This is a genomic window from Methylomonas sp. TEB (genome assembly GCF_047777895.1).
Taxonomy (GTDB): Bacteria; Pseudomonadota; Gammaproteobacteria; order Methylococcales; family Methylomonadaceae; genus Methylomonas.
In genome coordinates, this window is the sequence record NZ_CP180476.1 from 2,008,339 (window position 1) to 2,028,085 (window position 19,747).

At 50.9% G+C, this 19,747-nt stretch carries 20 protein-coding genes and 1 tRNA gene; 17 read left to right on the forward strand and 4 right to left on the reverse strand.

Going from position 1 to position 19,747, the window contains the following annotated elements; translation table 11 throughout:
* The first annotated feature begins 12 nt into the window (after positions 1 to 12).
* The 3 genes from ACMXD4_RS09040 to ACMXD4_RS09050 all read left to right on the forward strand — a co-directional run bounded on the left by ACMXD4_RS09040 (position 13) and on the right by ACMXD4_RS09050 (position 2,110).
* On the forward strand, positions 13 to 702 hold the full coding sequence (locus tag ACMXD4_RS09040) for an NrdJb (protein WP_171695778.1): 690 nt from the start codon (positions 13 to 15) through the stop codon (positions 700 to 702).
* 263 nt (positions 703 to 965) lie between these two features.
* Positions 966 to 1,181, forward strand: a complete 216-nt coding sequence (locus ACMXD4_RS09045) for a DUF2283 domain-containing protein (RefSeq protein ID WP_033155182.1) — start codon at positions 966 to 968, stop codon at positions 1,179 to 1,181.
* Positions 1,182 to 1,252: 71 nt separating this feature from the next.
* Positions 1,253 to 2,110, forward strand: a complete 858-nt coding sequence (locus ACMXD4_RS09050; protein WP_415880524.1) for a hypothetical protein — start codon at positions 1,253 to 1,255, stop codon at positions 2,108 to 2,110.
* A gap of 452 nt (positions 2,111 to 2,562) precedes the next feature.
* Here the strand turns inward: ACMXD4_RS09050 and ACMXD4_RS09055 are convergent, their stop codons facing one another.
* On the reverse strand, positions 2,563 to 3,951 hold the full coding sequence (locus ACMXD4_RS09055; RefSeq protein WP_415878376.1) for an IS4 family transposase: 1,389 nt from the start codon (positions 3,949 to 3,951) through the stop codon (positions 2,563 to 2,565).
* Positions 3,952 to 4,560: 609 nt separating this feature from the next.
* Here ACMXD4_RS09055 and ACMXD4_RS09060 point away from each other — a divergent pair.
* Both ACMXD4_RS09060 and ACMXD4_RS09065 read left to right on the forward strand, forming a co-directional pair.
* Complete coding sequence (locus ACMXD4_RS09060) at positions 4,561 to 4,917, forward strand: DUF167 domain-containing protein (protein WP_415880525.1); 357 nt, start codon at positions 4,561 to 4,563, stop codon at positions 4,915 to 4,917.
* A 132-nt stretch (positions 4,918 to 5,049) separates the two neighbouring features.
* Positions 5,050 to 5,556, forward strand: a complete 507-nt coding sequence (locus ACMXD4_RS09065; protein WP_415880526.1) for a DUF4410 domain-containing protein — start codon at positions 5,050 to 5,052, stop codon at positions 5,554 to 5,556.
* Positions 5,557 to 5,678: 122 nt separating this feature from the next.
* Here the strand turns inward: ACMXD4_RS09065 and ACMXD4_RS09070 are convergent.
* Positions 5,679 to 5,768: transfer RNA gene (locus tag ACMXD4_RS09070), tRNA-Ser, on the reverse strand.
* A gap of 108 nt (positions 5,769 to 5,876) precedes the next feature.
* Here ACMXD4_RS09070 and ACMXD4_RS09075 point away from each other — a divergent pair.
* The 5 genes from ACMXD4_RS09075 (at position 5,877) to fae (ending at position 10,387) form a co-directional block, all read left to right on the forward strand.
* Positions 5,877 to 6,947: an ATP-grasp domain-containing protein gene (locus ACMXD4_RS09075; protein WP_415880527.1), complete on the forward strand. Its 1,071-nt coding sequence runs from the start codon at positions 5,877 to 5,879 to the stop codon at positions 6,945 to 6,947.
* 5 nt (positions 6,948 to 6,952) lie between these two features.
* Complete coding sequence (gene mch / locus ACMXD4_RS09080; protein ID WP_415880528.1) at positions 6,953 to 7,936, forward strand: methenyltetrahydromethanopterin cyclohydrolase; 984 nt, start codon at positions 6,953 to 6,955, stop codon at positions 7,934 to 7,936.
* Between the two features lie 87 nt (positions 7,937 to 8,023).
* Complete coding sequence (locus ACMXD4_RS09085) at positions 8,024 to 8,926, forward strand: ATP-grasp domain-containing protein (protein WP_415880529.1); 903 nt, start codon at positions 8,024 to 8,026, stop codon at positions 8,924 to 8,926.
* A complete protein-coding gene (locus ACMXD4_RS09090; protein WP_415880530.1) occupies positions 8,920 to 9,786 on the forward strand; it encodes a triphosphoribosyl-dephospho-CoA synthase in 867 nt (288 codons plus the stop codon). Before ACMXD4_RS09085 ends, ACMXD4_RS09090 begins: the two co-directional genes overlap by 7 nt.
* A gap of 85 nt (positions 9,787 to 9,871) precedes the next feature.
* On the forward strand, positions 9,872 to 10,387 hold the full coding sequence (fae, locus tag ACMXD4_RS09095) for a formaldehyde-activating enzyme (RefSeq protein ID WP_033158126.1): 516 nt from the start codon (positions 9,872 to 9,874) through the stop codon (positions 10,385 to 10,387).
* Positions 10,388 to 10,443: 56 nt separating this feature from the next.
* Here the strand turns inward: fae and ACMXD4_RS09100 are convergent, their stop codons facing one another.
* Entirely contained in the window at positions 10,444 to 11,127 is a 684-nt protein-coding gene (locus ACMXD4_RS09100; RefSeq protein ID WP_415880531.1) for a HisA/HisF-related TIM barrel protein, read from the reverse strand.
* A 20-nt stretch (positions 11,128 to 11,147) separates the two neighbouring features.
* On the opposite strand from ACMXD4_RS09100, the gene ACMXD4_RS09105 reads away from it, so the two are divergent.
* From ACMXD4_RS09105 to ACMXD4_RS09125, 5 genes are all read left to right on the forward strand, one after another.
* Positions 11,148 to 12,143 (forward strand): ATP-grasp domain-containing protein, encoded by a 996-nt coding sequence (locus tag ACMXD4_RS09105; RefSeq protein ID WP_415880532.1) that lies wholly within the window; start codon positions 11,148 to 11,150, stop codon positions 12,141 to 12,143.
* Positions 12,144 to 12,152: 9 nt separating this feature from the next.
* Positions 12,153 to 13,199, forward strand: coding sequence for a hydantoinase/oxoprolinase family protein (locus tag ACMXD4_RS09110; protein ID WP_415880533.1), 1,047 nt, complete (start codon positions 12,153 to 12,155; stop codon positions 13,197 to 13,199).
* Positions 13,200 to 13,278: 79 nt separating this feature from the next.
* The gene (gene pabB / locus ACMXD4_RS09115) at positions 13,279 to 14,652 is read left to right on the forward strand and encodes an aminodeoxychorismate synthase component I (RefSeq protein WP_415880534.1); all 1,374 of its coding nucleotides are present in this window, start codon (positions 13,279 to 13,281) and stop codon (positions 14,650 to 14,652) included.
* On the forward strand, positions 14,649 to 15,215 hold the full coding sequence (locus ACMXD4_RS09120) for a uridylate kinase (RefSeq protein WP_415880535.1): 567 nt from the start codon (positions 14,649 to 14,651) through the stop codon (positions 15,213 to 15,215). Before pabB ends, ACMXD4_RS09120 begins: the two co-directional genes overlap by 4 nt.
* Complete coding sequence (locus ACMXD4_RS09125; protein WP_205450470.1) at positions 15,208 to 15,867, forward strand: DUF2959 domain-containing protein; 660 nt, start codon at positions 15,208 to 15,210, stop codon at positions 15,865 to 15,867. Before ACMXD4_RS09120 ends, ACMXD4_RS09125 begins: the two co-directional genes overlap by 8 nt.
* A 1-nt stretch (position 15,868) precedes the next feature.
* On the opposite strand, the gene ACMXD4_RS09130 is transcribed toward ACMXD4_RS09125, so the two are convergent.
* Complete coding sequence (locus tag ACMXD4_RS09130) at positions 15,869 to 16,303, reverse strand: DUF6694 family lipoprotein (RefSeq protein ID WP_415880536.1); 435 nt, start codon at positions 16,301 to 16,303, stop codon at positions 15,869 to 15,871.
* A 115-nt stretch (positions 16,304 to 16,418) separates the two neighbouring features.
* Between ACMXD4_RS09130 and ACMXD4_RS09135 the strand changes: the two genes are divergently transcribed.
* Positions 16,419 to 18,155 carry a GTPase gene (locus ACMXD4_RS09135; RefSeq protein ID WP_415880537.1) on the forward strand — a complete coding sequence of 579 codons (1,737 nt, stop codon included), beginning with the start codon at positions 16,419 to 16,421 and terminating at the stop codon, positions 18,153 to 18,155.
* Entirely contained in the window at positions 18,136 to 19,719 is a 1,584-nt protein-coding gene (locus ACMXD4_RS09140) for a GTPase (RefSeq protein ID WP_415880538.1), read from the forward strand. Before ACMXD4_RS09135 ends, ACMXD4_RS09140 begins: the two co-directional genes overlap by 20 nt.
* Positions 19,720 to 19,747 lie beyond the last annotated feature (28 nt).

Sequence of the window (19,747 nt, forward strand, 5' to 3'; positions counted from 1 at the left end):
TGAGATACCCCCATGACCCTACACAAAATCAACAAAAAAATCGTCGGCTACAAAGTGCTGACCAAAGAAAACCTGGAAGCAGCTGCCCAGGCGGAAGCCGAAGTGGCAAAACCTTCCCTGGAGGAAATGCACGAAAACCTGGCGCGTCCGGAAATGTTGCTCGGCTCCACTTATAAGATTAAAACCCCACAGTCCGAGCATGCCCTGTACATCACCATCAACGACATCATCCTGAATGAAGGCACGGTGCATCAGGAACGCCGGCCTTACGAAATCTTCATCAACTCCAAAAACATGGAGCATTTTCAATGGGTGCTGGCTCTGACCCGCTTGATTTCGGCGGTGTTTCGCAAAGGCGGCGACGCCACCTTTTTAGTGGAAGAAATGAAAGCCGTATTCGACCCGCAGGGCGGCTATTTCAAAAAAGGCGGGGTCTTCATGCCGTCCCTGGTCGCCGAGATCGGCCACGCCATCGAATCGCACATGAAACATATCGGCATGATCAAGCCGGAAAAACTTAGCGATCACCACCAGCAATTGGTCGACGAAAAGCGCCGGGAGTTTGAAGCGCAGCATGGCACGACCGAGGGACAGGCGTTTCCAGAGAAGGCTGTGTTGTGTGTGAAGTGTTCTACCAAGGCGATGGTATTGATGGATGGGTGTATGACTTGTTTGAACTGTGGGGAGTCGAAGTGTGGTTAATTTGGTGCGGTTCGTTATAATCCGACGATGATTCAGATAGCGACGACCGAGTATTTTCGTAACGATGTGTTGCAAAAAAGGCCTTACATCAGACTCGAATGGTGCCAATCTGCATTGTCCGAACCGTTTCGCCGCGAAATTCAAGAAGACGGTAGAATTCGTCACTGGTTTTTCGTATCCGAATTAAATAAGTATTTGCGTGTTGTTACCTTGTCCGATGGCATAACCATCCACAACGCCTTTCCCGACCGGAGATTTAAACCATGAAATTGAGCTACGACGAAGCGACAGATTCTCTTTACATTCATTTAGCCGACAGGCCTTCGGTCGATTCGGATGAAGTCAGTGATGGTGTGGTATTGGATTTCGACGAAAACGGTGCATTGGTGGGGATCGATGTTCAACATGCAAGTCAAAAAGCGGATATTCAAAATTTAGCGGTTTTGCATTTGCCGTTGAGGGAGTTGCAGGCGGCTTAGAGATATTGACTGGTTCGGTTCAGTTTCGCCTTGAAGCATAATGTGAAGATGCAGAACTGAAGTAATCCTTTATGGAAGAATCCAAACGAGTCAAGAAATTACGACGAGAAGTTATCGCGGCGCTGCCAACGTTTCCCAACAATCGTGAAACTAAAGACTTGCTTGATGGAATGTTTTTAGGGAACTTGCTTATTCATTATCTCAATTGGGTAATCAGATACGTTGCAATTAAGCCGCGCAAGGTTTTAATAGAGCCGGCGGTCATGAGTGATCGGAGATGGTGCGACCTTAAACATCAAGTTTATGCGCTGCTTGAAAAAGTCAGAGATGGCGATAATTTAAATCCACATCTTTCTACATTGCCACAAACTCGTGGATATATGCCATCAACGTCAGAAACGGAGCATGGTGTCGATCGATGGGTGGATAAAGATTTTCTGTTGAACACTATGGGGTTTCATCATTTTCATCTTGGTATGAAATCAGAGCGAAACGGATATGTTGAGCGAACTAACGAATTGGTTTTTGCAAATGTATCCCGGGAAATGTTCACATTAATGGGCATATTCGATCATTCAGTTTTTGAATTTACTGATAAATCCATGAGCGATGAGCGAAAACGGCTCTGGGCAATGTTCGACTCCTACATTACTCGTGGAGCTCCGTCCGGTACTGTTGTTCTTGCTACGCAAATCGCAATGTCAGGCCACTCAGTTCATGTAGTCGAAACAGCAGGTGAATATTCCAGGATTATTTATCAGATCGATTCAAAGCTGGATAGCATGGAATATGTACGTGATTTGTACGCGAGTAATAACTTAGCAACGCCGAAAAAATTGAAATTTGAATGGATGCTTAATTTTTCGGATCTTTTGCTTCTGGAAAAACATAATAATCATTTTTTTGTAATGCATCGTGGATTCAATTAATTAGTCTCGTAAAGGCGGGCACGGTTTTTGTGCTCAGGCGGGATTACCAATTTGGACCAACGATGATTCGCTAACGTAAAACTTGATTTAACGCCGGTTCGCGGACCGGCAGCCGCGATACTTTCGCTACGAAAACCATCCCTGGTTTTCGCCCTTCGGGCCAGCCTATGGGCTGTTCAAATTCGCTCTAGGCGAATTTGTGCGTCGCCAAAAGAAAGTATCCAAAGAAAAGGCGACCCGAATGCTGCTTGTTTCCTGCGCTCCTCGCTCTTGTGCCCTGTGGGTATTTGCCGAGGGTTTTCGGAAGGGGCTTCGTGCCCCTCCGAAAACGAGCGGCATCCCTGCCGCTCCCCTGCGGGCCATTGTCTGCAAAACCTTCGGTGCTCGGCGCGGCATACGGGAGTAAACCAACCCCTTAAAGAATTCCTCGTTCCCATGCGCTACGCTCATCGTTATACACATCTCATTGCGAGATCCTGTTGAGCATTGAGGGCGATGACAAAATCGCGCAAGCGCTGTAAGCCGATCCACATGGCCTTGGCACCCGGTGGACCATCGTGTTTGCGGGCAAAATAACCGCCTAAGCTTGCAATCAGTCGGATTACCTCACCGAGGCGCGGTGGCGTGAGCGGTGGTGGACAGCGCTTGACGACGATATAAGCCGCTCGCCACTCCTGCGGATCGAAAATAATCTCGCAATCCATGTCCGGCGCTGCGCGCGCGAGCATCAGGCTGAATAACACCCGCCAGGCAATAACCATATAGAGCGCCAAACAAGGTAGTAGCCGTTCTTCCGATTCCAGATGTAGCCGCTTGATCTGGCAACCGCTCTTCAATACATGGAAGTACACTTCGATACACCAGCGCACGCCATACCACGCCACCACCGTAGTCGCTTGCTCGAAACTCGCCACAGGCAAACTGGTCAGCAGGAGCCATTCCAAGGGTTCCTTGCCGGCTGGCGGCGTCTCTTCGCGCGCCAGCACCGCGTTGATGCTCAATGCCGGCAGTCGATACCCAATACGCGTTGGCGGCTTGAGGGGCACCGTGGCGGCGCGTACCGTGATATGCGCCAGTCGCGCTGCACGGTTCGGCCGCGACTTGACATTAACCTCGGTATAACCCATGACCGGCGCTTGATCCAGGGCCGACCATAGCCATTTCGCCGCATTTTCCGGCTCGACCAGAAGGTCTCGGTTCTGCGTCGCCCGAACAATCCATTCAGCGCGAGCAGTCGGCGCATAGTCTTGGTATTCGACAAACCATTCGTAAATGTCGCCCTCGCGGTCGGCGAGATTGACCAATAAACTGTCCGGCATTTGCGCCTGTAAGGCACAGCTATCCTGATAGCTTTCGAGCCAGTGCCGACTTTCTTTTTCGTCCACGCCTTTGTGCCGCCGCGCTTGTCGCGGGCTGGCGCCGTCACGCGCCCAATACGCTGCCTTGACGACACCCAAGCAAATCCGCGACGGCGTAAAGGCGATGGTCGGATGTAGTCGGCGCGCATGTTTCGCCATCTCTTTCAAAGTACCGAGACCTTTTGGCCCCAAACAAATGTTTTCGTCGTACTCCGTCGTGTCCTGCGCCAGCAATACGACCGGGCTGCTCTTCATCCGTTCGACCGTGGCATCTCGATGCGGCGCCAGTATCTTTTTGAAAGTCGCCTTATCATTGTCGAAAAACCGGTAAGCGCCCATCGTCTCCTTCCAGCCGCCACAGGCCGCCGGGATGCTGAGCTGGGGATGTTCGCCTAATCGCTCCAGTAACAATGCCAATCGTTTATTCAGGCGCCGATCTTCCAGATCGGCGGTTTGGACTTCGTCTTCGGCCCAGGTGCTCATCGCTGTTCTCCATCATCTATATGCCTCATGTCTCCTGGTAGTTTAGTCGTTGGGAGACTTGTGTATAACGATGAGCGCGCTGCGTGGGAACGACGGACTTGCCCGCGCTGCGGGCCTAATCGTGCCTATGCGCGATCTCCGCTAAAATCTCCGATGTTCGGCGTGGCATGCGGTAACTCGTCGCCTTTTAGGATGTGCAGAACAACGTGAAGCGCATCGGTTGTATTAATTTATGTATATCCGGATGTTCCGGGTGTATCTAATAATCCCGCGGACGCACTCTCAATGGCTTAGGAGAGGTATAAAAACTTCCCGGGCGTATGTAAAAATATCCCGAATGTGTGCTCGCCGGCTTTGGGGGGCACGGACAAATGTGTTGGAGGTGCGGTCAAGGTGGCTGAATGCGCCTTCGAGATTCGCGAGGGTATGTTCGAAAGCTGGGTGGGTGCCTGCGTGACATTTTTATGTGCCTTCGGCTTCATGGGGATTGCCTTCGCGTCCTTTGGAAACGCGATAAGGTGTGCGTTCCCAGACGCTCCGCGTCGTCTTGCAAAGACCGCGTTGGTTATTCATTTTTAAACACGCATTTTTCCGGAATTAATCGACAGCATGGCAAAACCTAAAAAAGTCAAAGCGAAGGGCGGGGCTAAGGAAACGGGCAAGGGATTGGTGATGGATTCGTTTTGCGGCTGGGATGGCGACGTGCTGGTGCTGAATGTGCTCGGTACGCCATCCGCCAAGCAGGATGCAATCGGCAAACCCAAGGGGCAGCAACTCAAGATCAGCGTCACCGCCGCGCCGGTGGGCGGCAAGGCCACCGATCATATGGTGCGCTTTCTGGCCAAAGAGTTTGGGGTGGCAACGGGCGATATCGAGGTGGTGTTCGGGCGCTATAACATCAATAAACAACTGCGTATCAAGGCGCCCAAGCAATTGCCGGTGGTGATTGGTAAATCAGCTGGGTAGGTAGCCGTCGCGATAGCGGCATCTTATACAATAGGCCTCAATGAAGCGTTGACGGAATCGAGGGGGCTGTATTCAACGAATCCTCGATTGCATCGAGCTGACGCAATACGGATTTTAAAAACTGAGGTAAATGTGCAAGTACTGTCTTTGATTCTATCGCTATTGATCTTAAGCGCGTGTTCGACTCACCAACTGAAAACAATATCTTCGGAAAACGTTTCGAGTTACGGCAAGGACATTAAGCTTGATGTAAGCGGCGAGAACCTGGAGATTGTCGATAAACTCAGGCGTTATATTCAGGCTTCTTTATTAACGGCGGGATTTAATATTGTCACCGACGAGAATGCTACGCAGCTGGATGTCGCGATTTCGGCATTTGATCCGGGCAATGCCGCATTACGATTGACGGTAGGTTTCGGCGCGGGCAGGGGATCGTTGGTCTACAATGCAAAATACACAAAAAACGGCAAACTGTTGGTCGACTACGACGGCGCCGAGCGTTTTACCGGATTGGAATTTGCGCCCGGCACCCAATACGAGGCTTTCCGAAATTTTGGCGGCGAGGAAACATCGACGCTGATTTTGCTGGAAGAAGCGTCAAAGCATATTGTTGAACAGGCGACGATAAACGGGAAATAAACATTTCCGCTTGCTTAGTAGATTGGGTTTTGTGCCCAGTCGGGAGTCATTTGCAGAAAATGTTGGTTGTCTGAGTCTTTAAAATAAAAAAGGCCTTGAAAAATCAAGGCCTTTAAAGTGTATGGCGGAGAGCTAGGGATTCGAACCCCAGGAAGGGATAAACCTTCAACGGTTTTCAAGACCGCCGCTTTCGACCGCTCAGCCAGCTCTCCAACAGCCGCGTATTATTACAGAAAATATTTTAAAATCCAGCGTTTTTTGCTAATCCAGTTCCTTGTCGCAGCTGAATGCCTTCTACCTTAACGCCTAAGTGTTTGTTAGTGATTGCCAAATCGGCGCGGATGTTGGTGCAAATGTGCGTCGATTCCGGATGGGAAGTGGTGGCTATCGATTGCTATGCCGACAGCGACACCAGGCAAATGGCAAAAATGGTTTACCAAGTGACTTCGCTCGCTTTGAGTGATGTGCGAGCCGCTCTAGAAGAGGCGGGGCGTAGGTATCGGCTTACTGAGTTACTTTACGGCAGCGGTTTGGAGTCGCAACAGGCGACATTGGTGTATTTGGAAAATCATTGGCGGATAATTGGAAATTCCGCTGCAATTTTTCAAAGTGTGCAAGATAAGTGTGATTTTTTTGTCCGACTTGCCTTGTTCTCGATACCGTACCCCGAGGTTGTTTATTCCCGACCTAATGAGAATGACTATTGGTTGCTAAAGCCGTGGCGCGGTGAGGGTGGTTTGGTGATAAGGCGTTGCTCAGTCGGTGACGATGCTGAATACGGTTACTGGCAGCGACATATTGAAGGCCGCTCGATGTCGGTGCTGTTTGTGGCCACTTCCGGTGGAATTGAGCTGATTGGTTTCAATGAACAGTGGCTTGCCGATTGCAGTAGCGAACATCCTTTTATGTTTGGCGGAGTTTTGAGTCGGGCGGAAGTTCCGGACGCTGTGCAAACGCTAATGGCGGGGTGGCTGTTAAAACTATCGGCTGCCTACGGACTTCGCGGATTAAACAGCCTGGATTTTATTCTCGATGAGGGGGATTGTTATGTGCTGGAACTCAATGCGAGGATTTCCGCCAGTGCTCAGCTGTACGGTAAATCAGTGCTGCGAAAGCATCTGCAAGCCTTTCAAGATAACCCGGATGAAAATCTTGAGGTATCTGTTTTGCCGAGCGCGTATAAGATTGTCTTTGCGCGGAATCCCGTGACGATTTCGGAGGGATTTGAATGGCCGTCATGGACCGCGGACAGACCGAATCCCGGCTCAATTGTTGCCACAGGCGAGCCGATATGCAGTATTATTGCCACCGGAAAAAATTCGGGGCAGGTGCTGGATAATCTGCATCGCCAACAACGCATCCTTGCAAATCTTTTGGAAACAGGTCTTTAAACATCATGCAATACCAGGCAAGCGTCAATAAATTTTCCCAGCCCTTGGTTCAACAACTGTTGGATAACGCGGATAAATTACGGTTGGGTATCGAAAAGCTGGAAAACGGCTGCACCATTATCGATGCGGGTATTAAGGTACCTGGTGGACTGGAGGCCGGACGAATTATCACCGAAATCTGCATGGGCGGCTTGGGTACCGCGACGATCTCGCAAAGCCCGTACACCAGTAATTGGCCGCTGACCATTAATGTACATGCGAGCAATCCGGTGTTGTCTTGCTTGGGTAGCCAATATGCGGGTTGGAGTTTGTCGCACGGTAAATATTATGCCCTAGGTTCCGGACCCGCGCGGGCACTGGCAACTAAGTTGAAAGACGGTGCAGTAGAGCCGGTGGAAGAGCTTTATAAAGAACTGGAATACCGCGATAGTGCAGAGCAAACCGCGCTGGTCATAGAAAACGACGCCTTGCCGCCAATCGAAATCGTCGAAAAAGTCGCGGCGGCTTGTGGCGTATCGCCAGCCAATTTGACTATCATCGTCACGCCCACCAGCAGTTTGGCCGGCGGCGTACAAGTAGTGGGACGGGTATTGGAAGTGGCGATGCACAAAGCTCATGCGTTGCATTTTCCGTTGGAAAACATCGTCGATGGTTCCGGTAGTGCGCCGATTTGTCCTCCGCATCCTAACTTTGTTAAGGCAATGGGCAGAACCAATGACGCAATTTTGTTCGCCGGCCAAGTGCACTTGTTCGTCAAAGGCAGCGACGAAGCGGCGGAGAAACTGGCGAAGGAATTGCCAAGTTCAACGTCCAAAGATTACGGCAAGCCGTTTGCGGATATTTTCAAGGCCTACGAATACGACTTTTTCAAAGTCGATGCGATGTTGTTTAGCCCGGCTAGCGTCATCGTCACCGCAGTCGAGTCCGGCAAAAGTTTCCGTGCCGGCAAACTGGATAATGCCTTGCTGGACCTTTCCTTCGGGGCTTAACCCGCTCTAACTCTCTGTAAAAGCTGACTGGCCTTGCTGGACAAGGTCGGTTAGCTTGCATCGCTAACTTCTTCGACACACATCCCTTTGCGCCGAATTGCAATTATTACCGACGATCCCGGTTGGCATGGCAAGCAGCTGTGCTTGGCTTTTGCCGAACGTGGCTATGCCGCCGAATATGTCTCGCTGACAGCCTGCAAATTGCAGTTAACGGTCACCGATTTGCCCATTGTTATTCCCGGTTTTGAGCGAGAACTACCCTCGGCGGTCTTCGTGCGCGGCGTGCCCGGCGGTTCGCTGGAAGAGGTGGTGTTTTATCTGGATGTTTTGCACGGCTTAAAAATACTGGGCATACCGGTTTATAACGATGCCGGCGCTATCGAGCGTAGCGTCGATAAAGGCATGACCAGTTTTTTGTTGCAACATGCCGGTTTGCCGACCGCAATGACTTGGGTATTGCGGGATCGTGACGAAGCCTTGGCGATTGCCGAACAACAGTTGCGCGCTGGCTATTATCTTATCAGCAAGCCCTTGTTCGGTTCGCAAGGCGAGGGCATTCGGCGAATAGAAAAGTCCACCGATTTGCTCTGGCTAACCAGTAGTCACGGTATTTATTATTTGCAGCGCTTCGTCGAATGCGCCGGTGATGGCTATTCCGATGTGCGGGTGTTTGTGATTCACGGTAGGGCCGTTGCAGCTATGCGGCGGCGCGGCATTTCCTGGCTGAATAATGTGGCCAGAGGTGCGTCTTGCGAATGCATCGAGCTGGAGCCGGCTTTAGCGGAATTGGCGATTGCCGCCGTTGCGGCGCTAAACATGGATTATGCCGGGGTGGATGTGATTCAGGATGCCGACGGTTGTTATCGCATCATCGAAGTAAACAGCGTGCCGGCCTGGAAAGGTTTGCAAAGCGTTTGTGATATCAATATCGCCGAATGCCTGGTGGCCGATTTGCTCGGTCGTTATTGCGTGGCGGAAAAAGTATGTTGAACAGGCAGCAATTGATGGACGCTTACCTACAAGCTTGCGAAATCGAGTTGCAAGCGTTCAAGCCCGGAAATGTCAGCGTCTATAGTGCCGCCGACGATATGACCATTGAGGATTTTCGTGTCAGCGCTCGGGTTAGCAGCGAGCCGATTACCAATCCGCAATATAGTTTGGGTGAAAAGATTTATTACGCAGTCAAGGCAACCCGCGAGGCGGTGGCTTGCAATACCAATCTCGGTATTATTTTGCTTTGCGCGCCATTGTTGCAAGTGGTTGCCGGTTTAAAAAAGGGCGAAAACTTGCGGGATGGTTTACGGCTATTGCTGGAAAATACGACCCGTGAGGATGCAGATTGGGTTTTCAAAGCGGTCACCTTAGCTGCGCCGGCCGGTTTAGGTGAATCCGCGCAGCACGACGTCCAAAAACCGGCGGATGTGACACTGACCGAGGCCATGGTTTTTGCCGCTGACAAGGACCGAATTGCGTTGCAATACGCAACAATTTTTAAAGACGTTTTTGATTTCGGCGTTTTAAGATATAATCGTGCTTTCGTTTTGTCTGGCGATTGTGCTTGGGCGGCGTTAGCGGTTTTTGCCGCAATGTTGGCTCAATATCCCGATAGTCATATTGAGCGGAAGTATGGAGAGCGGTATTCAGAGTGGATCAAGGCTGAGATGCATAAACTCGATAGAGCAATGCAAACAGCTTGTGAGCCTGAAGAGCTTTTGCCAGTATTGTATGATATGGACAAAGCTTTTAAGGCACAAAGGATCAATCCGGGTACAACAGCTGACATAACTGTAGCGACAGTACTGGTGGTGCTTCTGGAACAACTTATCGGTGAAGGAACCGGTGGGTTATAGAGGGAACTAAGCAGAAACTACAATCTTGAGACACGAAAGTGTCTATTTTTTTGGTTCAATCTTATCTTTAGGGGATAAATTTAAAATGGCAAAAATCAATAACTTGCGCGTTGGCGAATCTTTGGTTGGTGAAGGCAACGAAATTGCTCACATCGATTTGATCATCGGCCCACGCGGCTCAGCAGCTGAAACTGCTTTCGCAAATGCTTTGACAAACAACAAAGACGGTTTCTCTACTCTGTTGGCTGTTGTTGCTCCTAACCTGTTGGTTAAACCTGCAACCATCCTGTTCAACAAAGTAACCATCAAAGGCGCAAAACAAGCTGTTCAAATGTTTGGACCAGCTCAACGCGCTGTTGCTATGGCTGTTGCTGATTCCGTTGAAGACGGCACTATCCCTGCTGACGAAGCTGACGATTTGTTCATTTCTGTTGGTGTTTTCATCCACTGGTTGGCTGAAGACGATGCAAAAATTGAAGAATTCAACTACAAAGCCACCAAAGAAGCTATCGCTCGCGCGGTTGCCGGCACTCCAACTGCTAAAGAAGTTGTTGCTGCTAAATCTGGTGCAAAACACCCATTTGCTACTAACAACGTTTAAGTTTTTAGTTTCAAAGGCTGTCGAAGATACCCCGGCTTGCCGGGGTATTTTTTTGCCTAAAATTTTTCTAGCATAGCGGCGTCGATACTGCCGTTATGCAGGGCGCTAGCCAATAGCACAGCGGTAATGCCGATAGTTTTCAGGCGCATAAGATCTTTTACATTCCGAACGCCGCCAGCTGCAACAAAATGTTTATCGGGATGATCCTGGCAAAGCCGGCTGAGTTTTGCAAAATCCGGACCCTGATTGCTGCCGACCAAATCCAAGGTCATCACCACATTAGTATCCGGCCACAGTTCAGGGCTTTCCAGCCACCCCGGATGACCCAAAACTTGGTTATGTTTAAAATCCAGCGATAGGATCAGATCGGTGTTTTTTAACGATACGGGTAGACGTTGCGATTCGGTACCGATGACCGGCTTACAGTTTATTCCGCGATTCGTTGCAGCAAGTGCTTGGTAGCTACTGCCCTTATCCAGCCAAAATTCCTTGTTTGGATATTGGCTAAACAAGTTGTCGATGATTTCGTCGTGATTACCTTGGCCGCCGATTGCGTCTAAGTCTGCGATATAAAACTTTGGAAATGGATACAGCTTTAATAAACTCGTCACGACTTGGCTTATTTCGCTGCTGTCGCATATTGACGAGGTGTAATGTATAGGTTGATAACGGCTGCGGTCGCCTCCTGCGGCGTGGACCACCAGGCCGTCTTTCAAATCAATGACTGGAATAATCTGCATAAGCCAAGCGAGTTTTAGAATTGAGAGTTCTGGTATTTGAATTTATTACCGGCGGCGGTTTGGTCGGGCAGGCATTGCCTGCTTCGCTGGCGACGGAAGGCAGCTTGATGTTACAGGCTTTAATCGCCGAACTGAAGTGTCTGGACGATCTTCAGCTATGTGTGTCTTTGGATGAGCGCTGTGCCAGACCGGATATGCTGTTGCCAGGCGAAATTGTGACGGTAAGCGCCGCTTGCGACATCTTTGCATTGTTGCGGGATTTACTGACACAAGCTGATCTGTTTTGGCCCATCGCACCGGAAAGCGACGGAATGTTGCAGAGCTTGGCCGAGCTGGCTCTTGCCGCGAATGTCGAAGTCTTATTATCCAATCCGGCAGCCTTGAGCGTATGCGCCAATAAGTATGCGACTTATCAAGCTTTGAAGAAACGGATGATTCCGGCGGTGGCAACTCATCTGCTTAGCGAAGCGGAAGAGGGTATCGGTTTAGCGGATAAGCTGGTCGTCAAGATTGCGGACGGCGTCGGGTGCCTTGATAGTTTGCAAATCGATGCCGAGCATTTGCCGGTCGCTATTGCCGAATTAACCGATCCGCACCGCTATGTGTTACAGCCTTATATTCACGGACAGGCTGCGAGTTTGTCTTGTTTGTTTAAGCCTGGCCAAGCCTGGCTTATCTGCTATAACCACCAGCAAATTGCTTTGCAGCAAGGCCGATTTAGTTTGCAAGGTTGTTTAGTGAATTTACAAACCGATAAGCTGAGCTTTTATCGAAATTTGGTAAGCGAAATAGCCGATGCGCTGCCTGGCTTGTGGGGCTACGTAGGTATCGATGTTATCGAGAACGCCAAACTAGGTCCGCTGGTGTTGGAAATTAATCCGCGTCTGACCAGTTCTTACGTCGGCATCCGGCAGGCGACCGGGATCAACGTGGCCGAACAGGTTTTGCGCCTGCGCCATGCCGAACCGGTGTTACAGCCGTATAGAAATGAAACAGTTCAAATCCATATCAATTAAAAAGGCAAAATGAACAAACAGATTGCAGGTTGGGACATTGGGGGTGCGCACGTTAAGTTGGCGTTGCTGGATGAGTCCAGACATATCCAGGCCCTTGCTCAGCAGGCTTGTCCATTATGGAAGGGGATAGAGTATCTGCATGACACTTTGGCCGATTTGGCCGGCCAATTCGATTTGCAAAATTGCCGGCATGCCGTGACGATGACCGGTGAACTGGTGGATTGCTTTACCAGTCGCGAGCAAGGTGTCAACGCCATCGTCCGGGCTGTTTGTGAACAATTCAATGCCGAGCAGGTATCGGTATTTGTTGGCTTGCGCGGCTTCTTGCCGGCAGCACACATTCAGCCGGCAGATCGCATGGACATCGCTTCTGCTAACTGGTTGGCTAGCTTGCTATGGGTGGCAAAACGCCAGCCAAATGCCTTGTTTGTGGATATAGGCAGTACCACGACCGATATTTTGTTGGTCGAAAATCACCAGCTAAAGGTACAAGGCTTCACCGACTATCAGCGCTTGGTATCCGGCGAGTTGGTGTATACCGGTATTGTCCGCACGGCGGTGATGGCGATTGCCCAGGAAGCCGAATTCAACGGCCAATCAATGGGTTTGATGGCCGAGTATTTCGCGACAATGGCCGATGTCTATCGTTTGACCGGTGACTTGAATGAAGCTCACGATCAGAGCGACACCGCCGATGGCGCGGAGAAGTCCGTGTTGGCTAGCGCCCTCCGCTTGTCGCGCCTGACCGGTTACGAATACAGTGAGAGCGATAACGCGCTCTGGTTGGCTTTTGCCGAACAGCTCAAAACCAAGCAAACACAGAAAATCAGCCAAGCTTGTCTCAGGCAATTGCAAAGGGCGGAAAGCCGCTCTTCGGTTAAATTAGTGGGTGCCGGTGTTGGCCGCTTCCTTGCGCGCGATATGGCGGCGGATTTGGGCTTGGAGTATCTGGAGTTTACCGATTTGCTGCCATCAACCGCTAAAACCAATGATATTGATGCCGCCGACTGTGCGCCAGCCGCCGCAGTGGCTTATCTTGCCGGCGGGTTTGGTTAAAGCCGGTTGCTGGGGTAAAATCGGTATATTGCAAATCATGTCCTTGCGGCACATTCCGGCCGCTTAACAGCACTTCTTAATGCCTTTAGCCAAACCCATCAAACAATCACTGCCTTATTTTCAAGACAGTGCAGCATTATTTGCCCCGTTGGCGCAGCAACCTTGGGCGGTATTTCTGGATAGCGCGCAGCCGCACAGCCACCAGGATAGGTTCGATATTATCGCCTATGCCCCAGTCGTAACCCTGCAAACACGCGGTGATATGACGTTTATCGAACGCGATGGCGTGATTAGCGAAAGTACCGAGGATCCTTTTGAGTTGTTGAAACAACAGTTAGGCGCGTCCTTAGCTAGTGTTGACGGACTGCCGTTCAACGGCGGCGCCATTGGTTATTTTGCTTATGATTTGGCCAGACGCATCGAGCGTTTACCGGCGATGGCCGACGATGCGGAAAATCTGCCTGAGATGGCGGTGGGCATTTACCGCTGGGCGGTGATTGTCGATCATCAGCATCGGCAAAGCTGGTTGGTCAGTGTGGATTTACCGGAAAGCGAGCAGCAAAGACTAATCGCGGAATTCAGTGCGATTTCTACACCGGCGGAAACTACAGAATTTAAAGTGCTGCAAGTGCCGCGCGCCAATATGGACAAACAGGCTTACGCCGCCGCTTTTCAGCGTATCAAGCATTATTTGAAAGAGGGTGATTGCTATCAAATCAATTTGACCCAGCGCTTCGAAAGCCCTTGCCAAGGCCAGCCATGGCAAGCGTATCAAATATTGCGGCAGATCAACGCTGCGCCATTCAGCGCTTATCTGAATTTTCCGGATGTGCAGGTCTTAAGTTCGTCGCCGGAGCGGTTTTTAAAAGTCACCGACGGCGCCGTGGAAACCAAACCCATCAAAGGGACTCGTCCGCGTCGGAATGATTGGGAAGCCGATCAGGCACAGATCGAAGACTTGGTTTCCAGCACCAAGGATAGGGCCGAGAATGTCATGATCGTCGATCTACTCCGCAATGATTTGGGCAAGAGTTGCAAAAAAGGTTCGGTGTGGGTGCCGAGCTTATTCTCGGTAGAAAGCTATACCACCGTACATCACTTAGTCAGTACCGTGACGGGGGTGCTAGCGGAAGGCCAGCATGCCATCGATTTATTGCGCAGTTGCTTTCCAGGCGGCTCGATTACCGGCGCGCCGAAAATCCGGGCGATGGAAATCATCGAGGAACTGGAACCGCATCGGCGCGGCATTTATTGTGGGGCGATCGGTTATATCGGTTTCGACGGCAATATGGACACCAATATCGCGATTCGTACGCTGGTACACAATCACGGCTCGATACGTTTTTGGGCGGGCGGCGGCATCGTCAATGACTCGGTGCTGGACGAGGAATATCAGGAATGTTTCGATAAGGCGGCGGCCTTATTGCAGTTGCTCAAACAATTTAGCGCATGACTTGTGTGATTAAGCTGGGCGGCAGCTTGCTGGAAACAGCCGCTTTGCCGGCTTGCCTGGCGGCAATCGCCAATCGCGCCGGCCCGATTGTTATTGTGCCCGGCGGCGGGCCGTTTGCCGAGCAAGTGCGCATCGCGCAAAGTCAGTGGGGTTTTGATGATGTTGCGGCGCACCGGATGGCAATTCTGGCGATGCAGCAAATGGCCTGGTTGATGAATAGCCTGATGCCCGAATTTGCTGTAATCGCTGACGCGGCAAGATTAGCTTGCGCAGAGCAAGCCAATTCTATAGTGATCTGGTCGCCGCAAGTTGAGCAATTGGATAAAGCCAATATCGCCGCCAGTTGGGATATTACCTCCGACAGTTTGGCGGCCTGGTTAGCTGGGTTTATCGAAGCCGACGAGCTAATCATCGTTAAATCTGCACAGATTCCTGATCACGCCAGTTTGCCGGATTTACAGCAACAAGGCATTCTTGATGCTGCTTTCCTGCGCTTCACCGCTCAGACACACTACAAAATAACCGTGATGAATAAAGACCGCATCCTGTCCCTCCATGATTAATTTTATCAAAGCCATACTGAACAAACGCTTGCGCAAGGCTTATTATCAAAGCCGGGAATCTTTGCTGGGCCATCAAAAACGCGACATCGTCGTTATGCAAGTTGGGCAGGCGTGCGAGAGTTTGAAGGACAGCCGCGATCAGTTCGTTGATGCTTTGGATAAATTCAAAAGCATCGTCAACGTGAAGGACAGTTCGCTGGAACAACGTTATCAACAACTCAAACGCCGCTACGACCTTTGCAAGGGTAAGGCCGACCAAGTCAGTCAAAGAATTCAGGCGGTGGAAGAAATTAGCGAAGCCTTGTTCAACGAATGGGAAGCGGAGTTGGCTTTATACAGCAACCGGGCCTTGAAGGCGCGCAGCCAGCAACAACTTAAAAAATCCCGGCAGCAATATGCCCGTTTGTTAAAAGCCTTACAGAACGCAGAAACCCGCATGCATCCGGTGTTGGCGGCGTTTCAGGATCAGGTGCTGTTTTTAAAGCATAACTTGAATGCGCATGCTATCGCGGCATTGCGGCACGAGTTCATGGAAATTGGTGTGGATATTTCGCGGTTGATCGAGGTGATGGAAAAAACCATCAGCGAGGCCAGTCAGTTTGTCGCGGTTCTGGTGGAACAGAAACAACTGCCGGCCCCGGTGCGTAAGTAACTTACATGGCGTGCATTTTGTAATCGACTCGTGCCGGCGGATTTTTGTCCCGTTGGTCAGGGGTTTTCTTACGGTTTTGATCAATACGTTCTTGCGAGTACTGGGAAATCATTTGGTCCCAGGTTGTGTATTTTTCATAGTCTTTGCTGCCGGCCGCTTTGCGTTTGGCAAACAGTTCTTTACCGGCTTCTACCAATTGTTCCGGTGTCTTGCCATCGATAGCGTCCAAAAACTCCTTGTTATTGCGGATTTCATCGCGTAAGGTCCAGAAAGACACTTCAAACTCGATGCGTTGGTCCAGCGGCAATTTTTCCTTGATTTGACTGATTGATCGATTGACCGTTTTTAAGCTGCTGCCATTGATCTGATTGCTTTTATTGCAACCAGCCAACAGTGCGCAGGTTAAAAAAACCAAAACAGTAGACGCTTTTTTCATGATGTAGCCCCCCAGTGGCTAAATAAACAAACCCGAATTTTGTATTTATAATGGTTGCAACGCGGGTTACCAAACAAACCAAATTACTCGGTAATTAAAAACACAAGCTTACCACATGCTGGAATTTATCCAACTTCTCAAACAGCGTTACCAAACTGTGCTACAGCAGCTGGATAAAAAAAATCCCCAGTACCTGGATTATCAGCAACGTATCGAACAATTGTTGCACGGCGAAGCCTTTATTCGCAAAGGCGAGCTGCTCGACAACAATCCCGGTTTTCCGTTGCAAATCGCCGTCATCGGGCCAACGCAGGCCGGTAAAAGTTCTGTGGTCAACCTGCTGTTAAATGCCAACGCCGCCGGTGTGAGTCCGCTGGCCGGTTACACGGTACAGGCCCAGGGTTTTTGCCACAGCCTGTCTCCGGACGACTGCGACGGAATGCAGCATTATTTCGGCCGCTTTCAGCGTTTGGAGCAAAATCAATTACGCCCTGAACGATACGATTGCTATTCGCTTAGTGCTAGCCCCGGTGCTTCAGCTTTGTTGCCTGCCTGTGTCTGCTGGGATACGCCGGATTTCGATTCGATAGACGCCGCGGACTATCGGGAAGGCGTGATCCGCACGATTGCCCTGGCCGACATCGTGGTTCTGGTGGTGAGTAAAGAAAAATACGCCGATCAATCGGTGTGGGAAATGATGAAAGCCATCGAAATTTTCCAGCAGCCAACCCTGATTTGCATCAATAAACTCAATGAGGGCAGCGAGCAGGTGATTTTGGATTCGTTGCGGCAAAAGTGGCTGCAGACCCGTCACGATCCTTTGCCTACTCTGGTGCCCTTGTTATTCCAAAAAGCCCCGGCGGTGCCGAACTGGCCGCAATCGGCCTCGCAAGCCTTTAACGAACTGGCGAAAAAAGTCACCCGTCACAAACATGTTGCTCGCCAGCAGCAATTAATCAGCCGCTATTGGCTGGACTGGCTAGAACCGGTGTTTGCCGAACACCATGCCCAGCATCATTGGCAAACCCTGGTCGATCAAGCGTTGGCGCAAGCGCTTAAGGAGTACCAGCGCGATTATCTCAACCATCCGCATCATTACGAAACCTTTCAAAACGCTTTGTTAAATCTGCTGACCTTACTGGAAATCCCCGGTATCGCCAAGGCGCTAGGCAAGACAAGAAGGGCCATGACCTGGCCGTTTCGTAAATTATTTGCCTTGGGCGGCACACCTATCAATCCCAATCAGGAACTCGGGGTACTGAACCAGTTAGGTGAGCATCTGTTGATTCAAATCGCCGACCGCTTGCTGGAGAAAACCGAAACCGAGCCGGCCGATAGTCGCTGGTGGAAAGAAACCGCGATGGCGCTGAGACAGAAACGCGGCGATTTATTACAGATTTATCGCCAGGCGGTGACGGATTATCACAGCGATTTTCAACAGGATGTGGAAGCCTCGGCGCAGCGTTTATACGTAAAACTGCAAGAGCAACCGATGGTTTTGAACAGTCTGCGCGCCACCCGCGTCACGACCGACGTCGGCGCCTTATTGCTGGCTATCCAGGCCGGCGGTATCGGTATCCACGATTTGGTGATTACCCCATTGATGCTGACCATTACGTCCTTATTAGCCGAAAGCGCCATCGGCAGTTATATGCATAAGGTTGAAGCCGAATTAAAACAGCATCAGCTCAATACCGTGAAAACCGCGCTGTTCGATGCCTGCCTGAAACAGCGCTTGTATTTGTTGCCGCAAGGCGTGCTGTCGCCCACCCGCTTTAATATCTCCGAACAACAATGCCACGCCGCGGAGCAGGCGCTGAAAGAGAAGAAACATGGCTTACGATTACTCTGAATTGCTGACCCAAGCCCAGCAATGGGCCGCAGCCGCGCAAGCCGAAGGCCGATTGAGCGCGGAGCGGGCGCAATTATTGACCACAATAGATGCGCGCAGTACGGAAGCTCTATTTGCGGCGAGTCAAACCGACCCGCAGACCAGACCTTTGATTGTGGCGTTCATGGGTGGTACCGGCGTCGGCAAAAGCAGCTTATTGAATCGTTTGGCGGGGCAGGCGATTGCCCGGGCCGGCATCGAGCGGCCCACCTCGCGGGAAGTGACTCTGTATCACCACCAAAGCCTGGCGATTAACAAACTGCCGGCAGGTTTGCCGCTGGACAGCATCAAGATCAGCCAGCACAACGATGCGGCCAATAGCCATATCGTCTGGATTGATATGCCGGATTTCGACAGCGTCGAACTCGGCAACAAGCGTTTGGTATTGGAGTGGCTGCCGCATATCGACGTTTTACTGTATGTCGTCAGTCCGGAACGCTACCGCGACAACAAAGCCTGGCAATTGCTATTGGCGGAAGGCGCGAAACACGCCTGGCTGTTTGTGATGAATCAGTGGGATCGTGGTCAGCCGGTGCAATACGACGATTTTAAACAGCAGCTGGGTAAGGCCGGTTTCACCGATCCCTTAATCTTTCGCACCAGTTGCAGCGAACCGGACGGCGACGAATTCGCCGCATTGTTGGAACAGTTGCGGCAACTGTCCGGACAGCACAGCGTCGCGCAACTGGAACAGCGCAGCCAGCAATTGCGCCGCCAACATTTAAAGCAGACCTTGCAGCAAATGGCTGACGATTTTTCCGGCCGAGACTATGCACAATGTCAGCAAAATTTTGAGGCGCTTTGGCAGCATACCGAAGCCAGCTTGCAGCAAGGTTTGGCCTGGCCGATTAAACAGCTCGCGCAATTCTGGGCGGAGAACCTGGGCCAACCAGCCGACATCAAGCTTTGGGACGACTGGGCGCAGAACCGTCTGAACGATTTGCTGGACGAATTGGTGTTACAAGCCGCACAAGCCAACATCCCCAGCAAACCCTTGAAAGTTGCGTTGCAAGGTATCCGCGATAACACCGAGAAAAACCTGACTGCTCAAACCGAATTGGCCGGTCGACAGGCTTTATTGCAGCCCGGCAACGGTGCTCAGCGTTTTCTGCTGACATTGACGGCGATTTGCGAAACGGTCTTACCGCTGGCGGCGATGGGCGCCGTCGGCTATCAGGTATTCTCCGGCTATTACCACAGCGCCGCCGATGCTACTGCTTACTTGGGTGCCGATTTTGCAATTCATAGTGTGTTATTGATCGGTTTGAGCTGGCTGATTCCGTTTTTCCTGCACAAAAAAATTCAGCCGTCTTTGCATAAAGCAGCATTGAAAGGCTTGCAAAAAGGTTTGCAGCAGGCCTTGGCGGCGGTGATGGCGGAGATCAAGCAGGTGTTATTGAGCGAGCAGCAACGGAACGAAATGCTGGGTCAGCAGTTGACGCGGTTGATCGAGCGTTGCGGTGCTGAATCAGCGATGGTTGTCGAAAATGGCAGCCTTCTGGGTCGGGTATTATTGGCTAAGTGAGATTATTCAGCTTAAGGTTTGAGTGCTG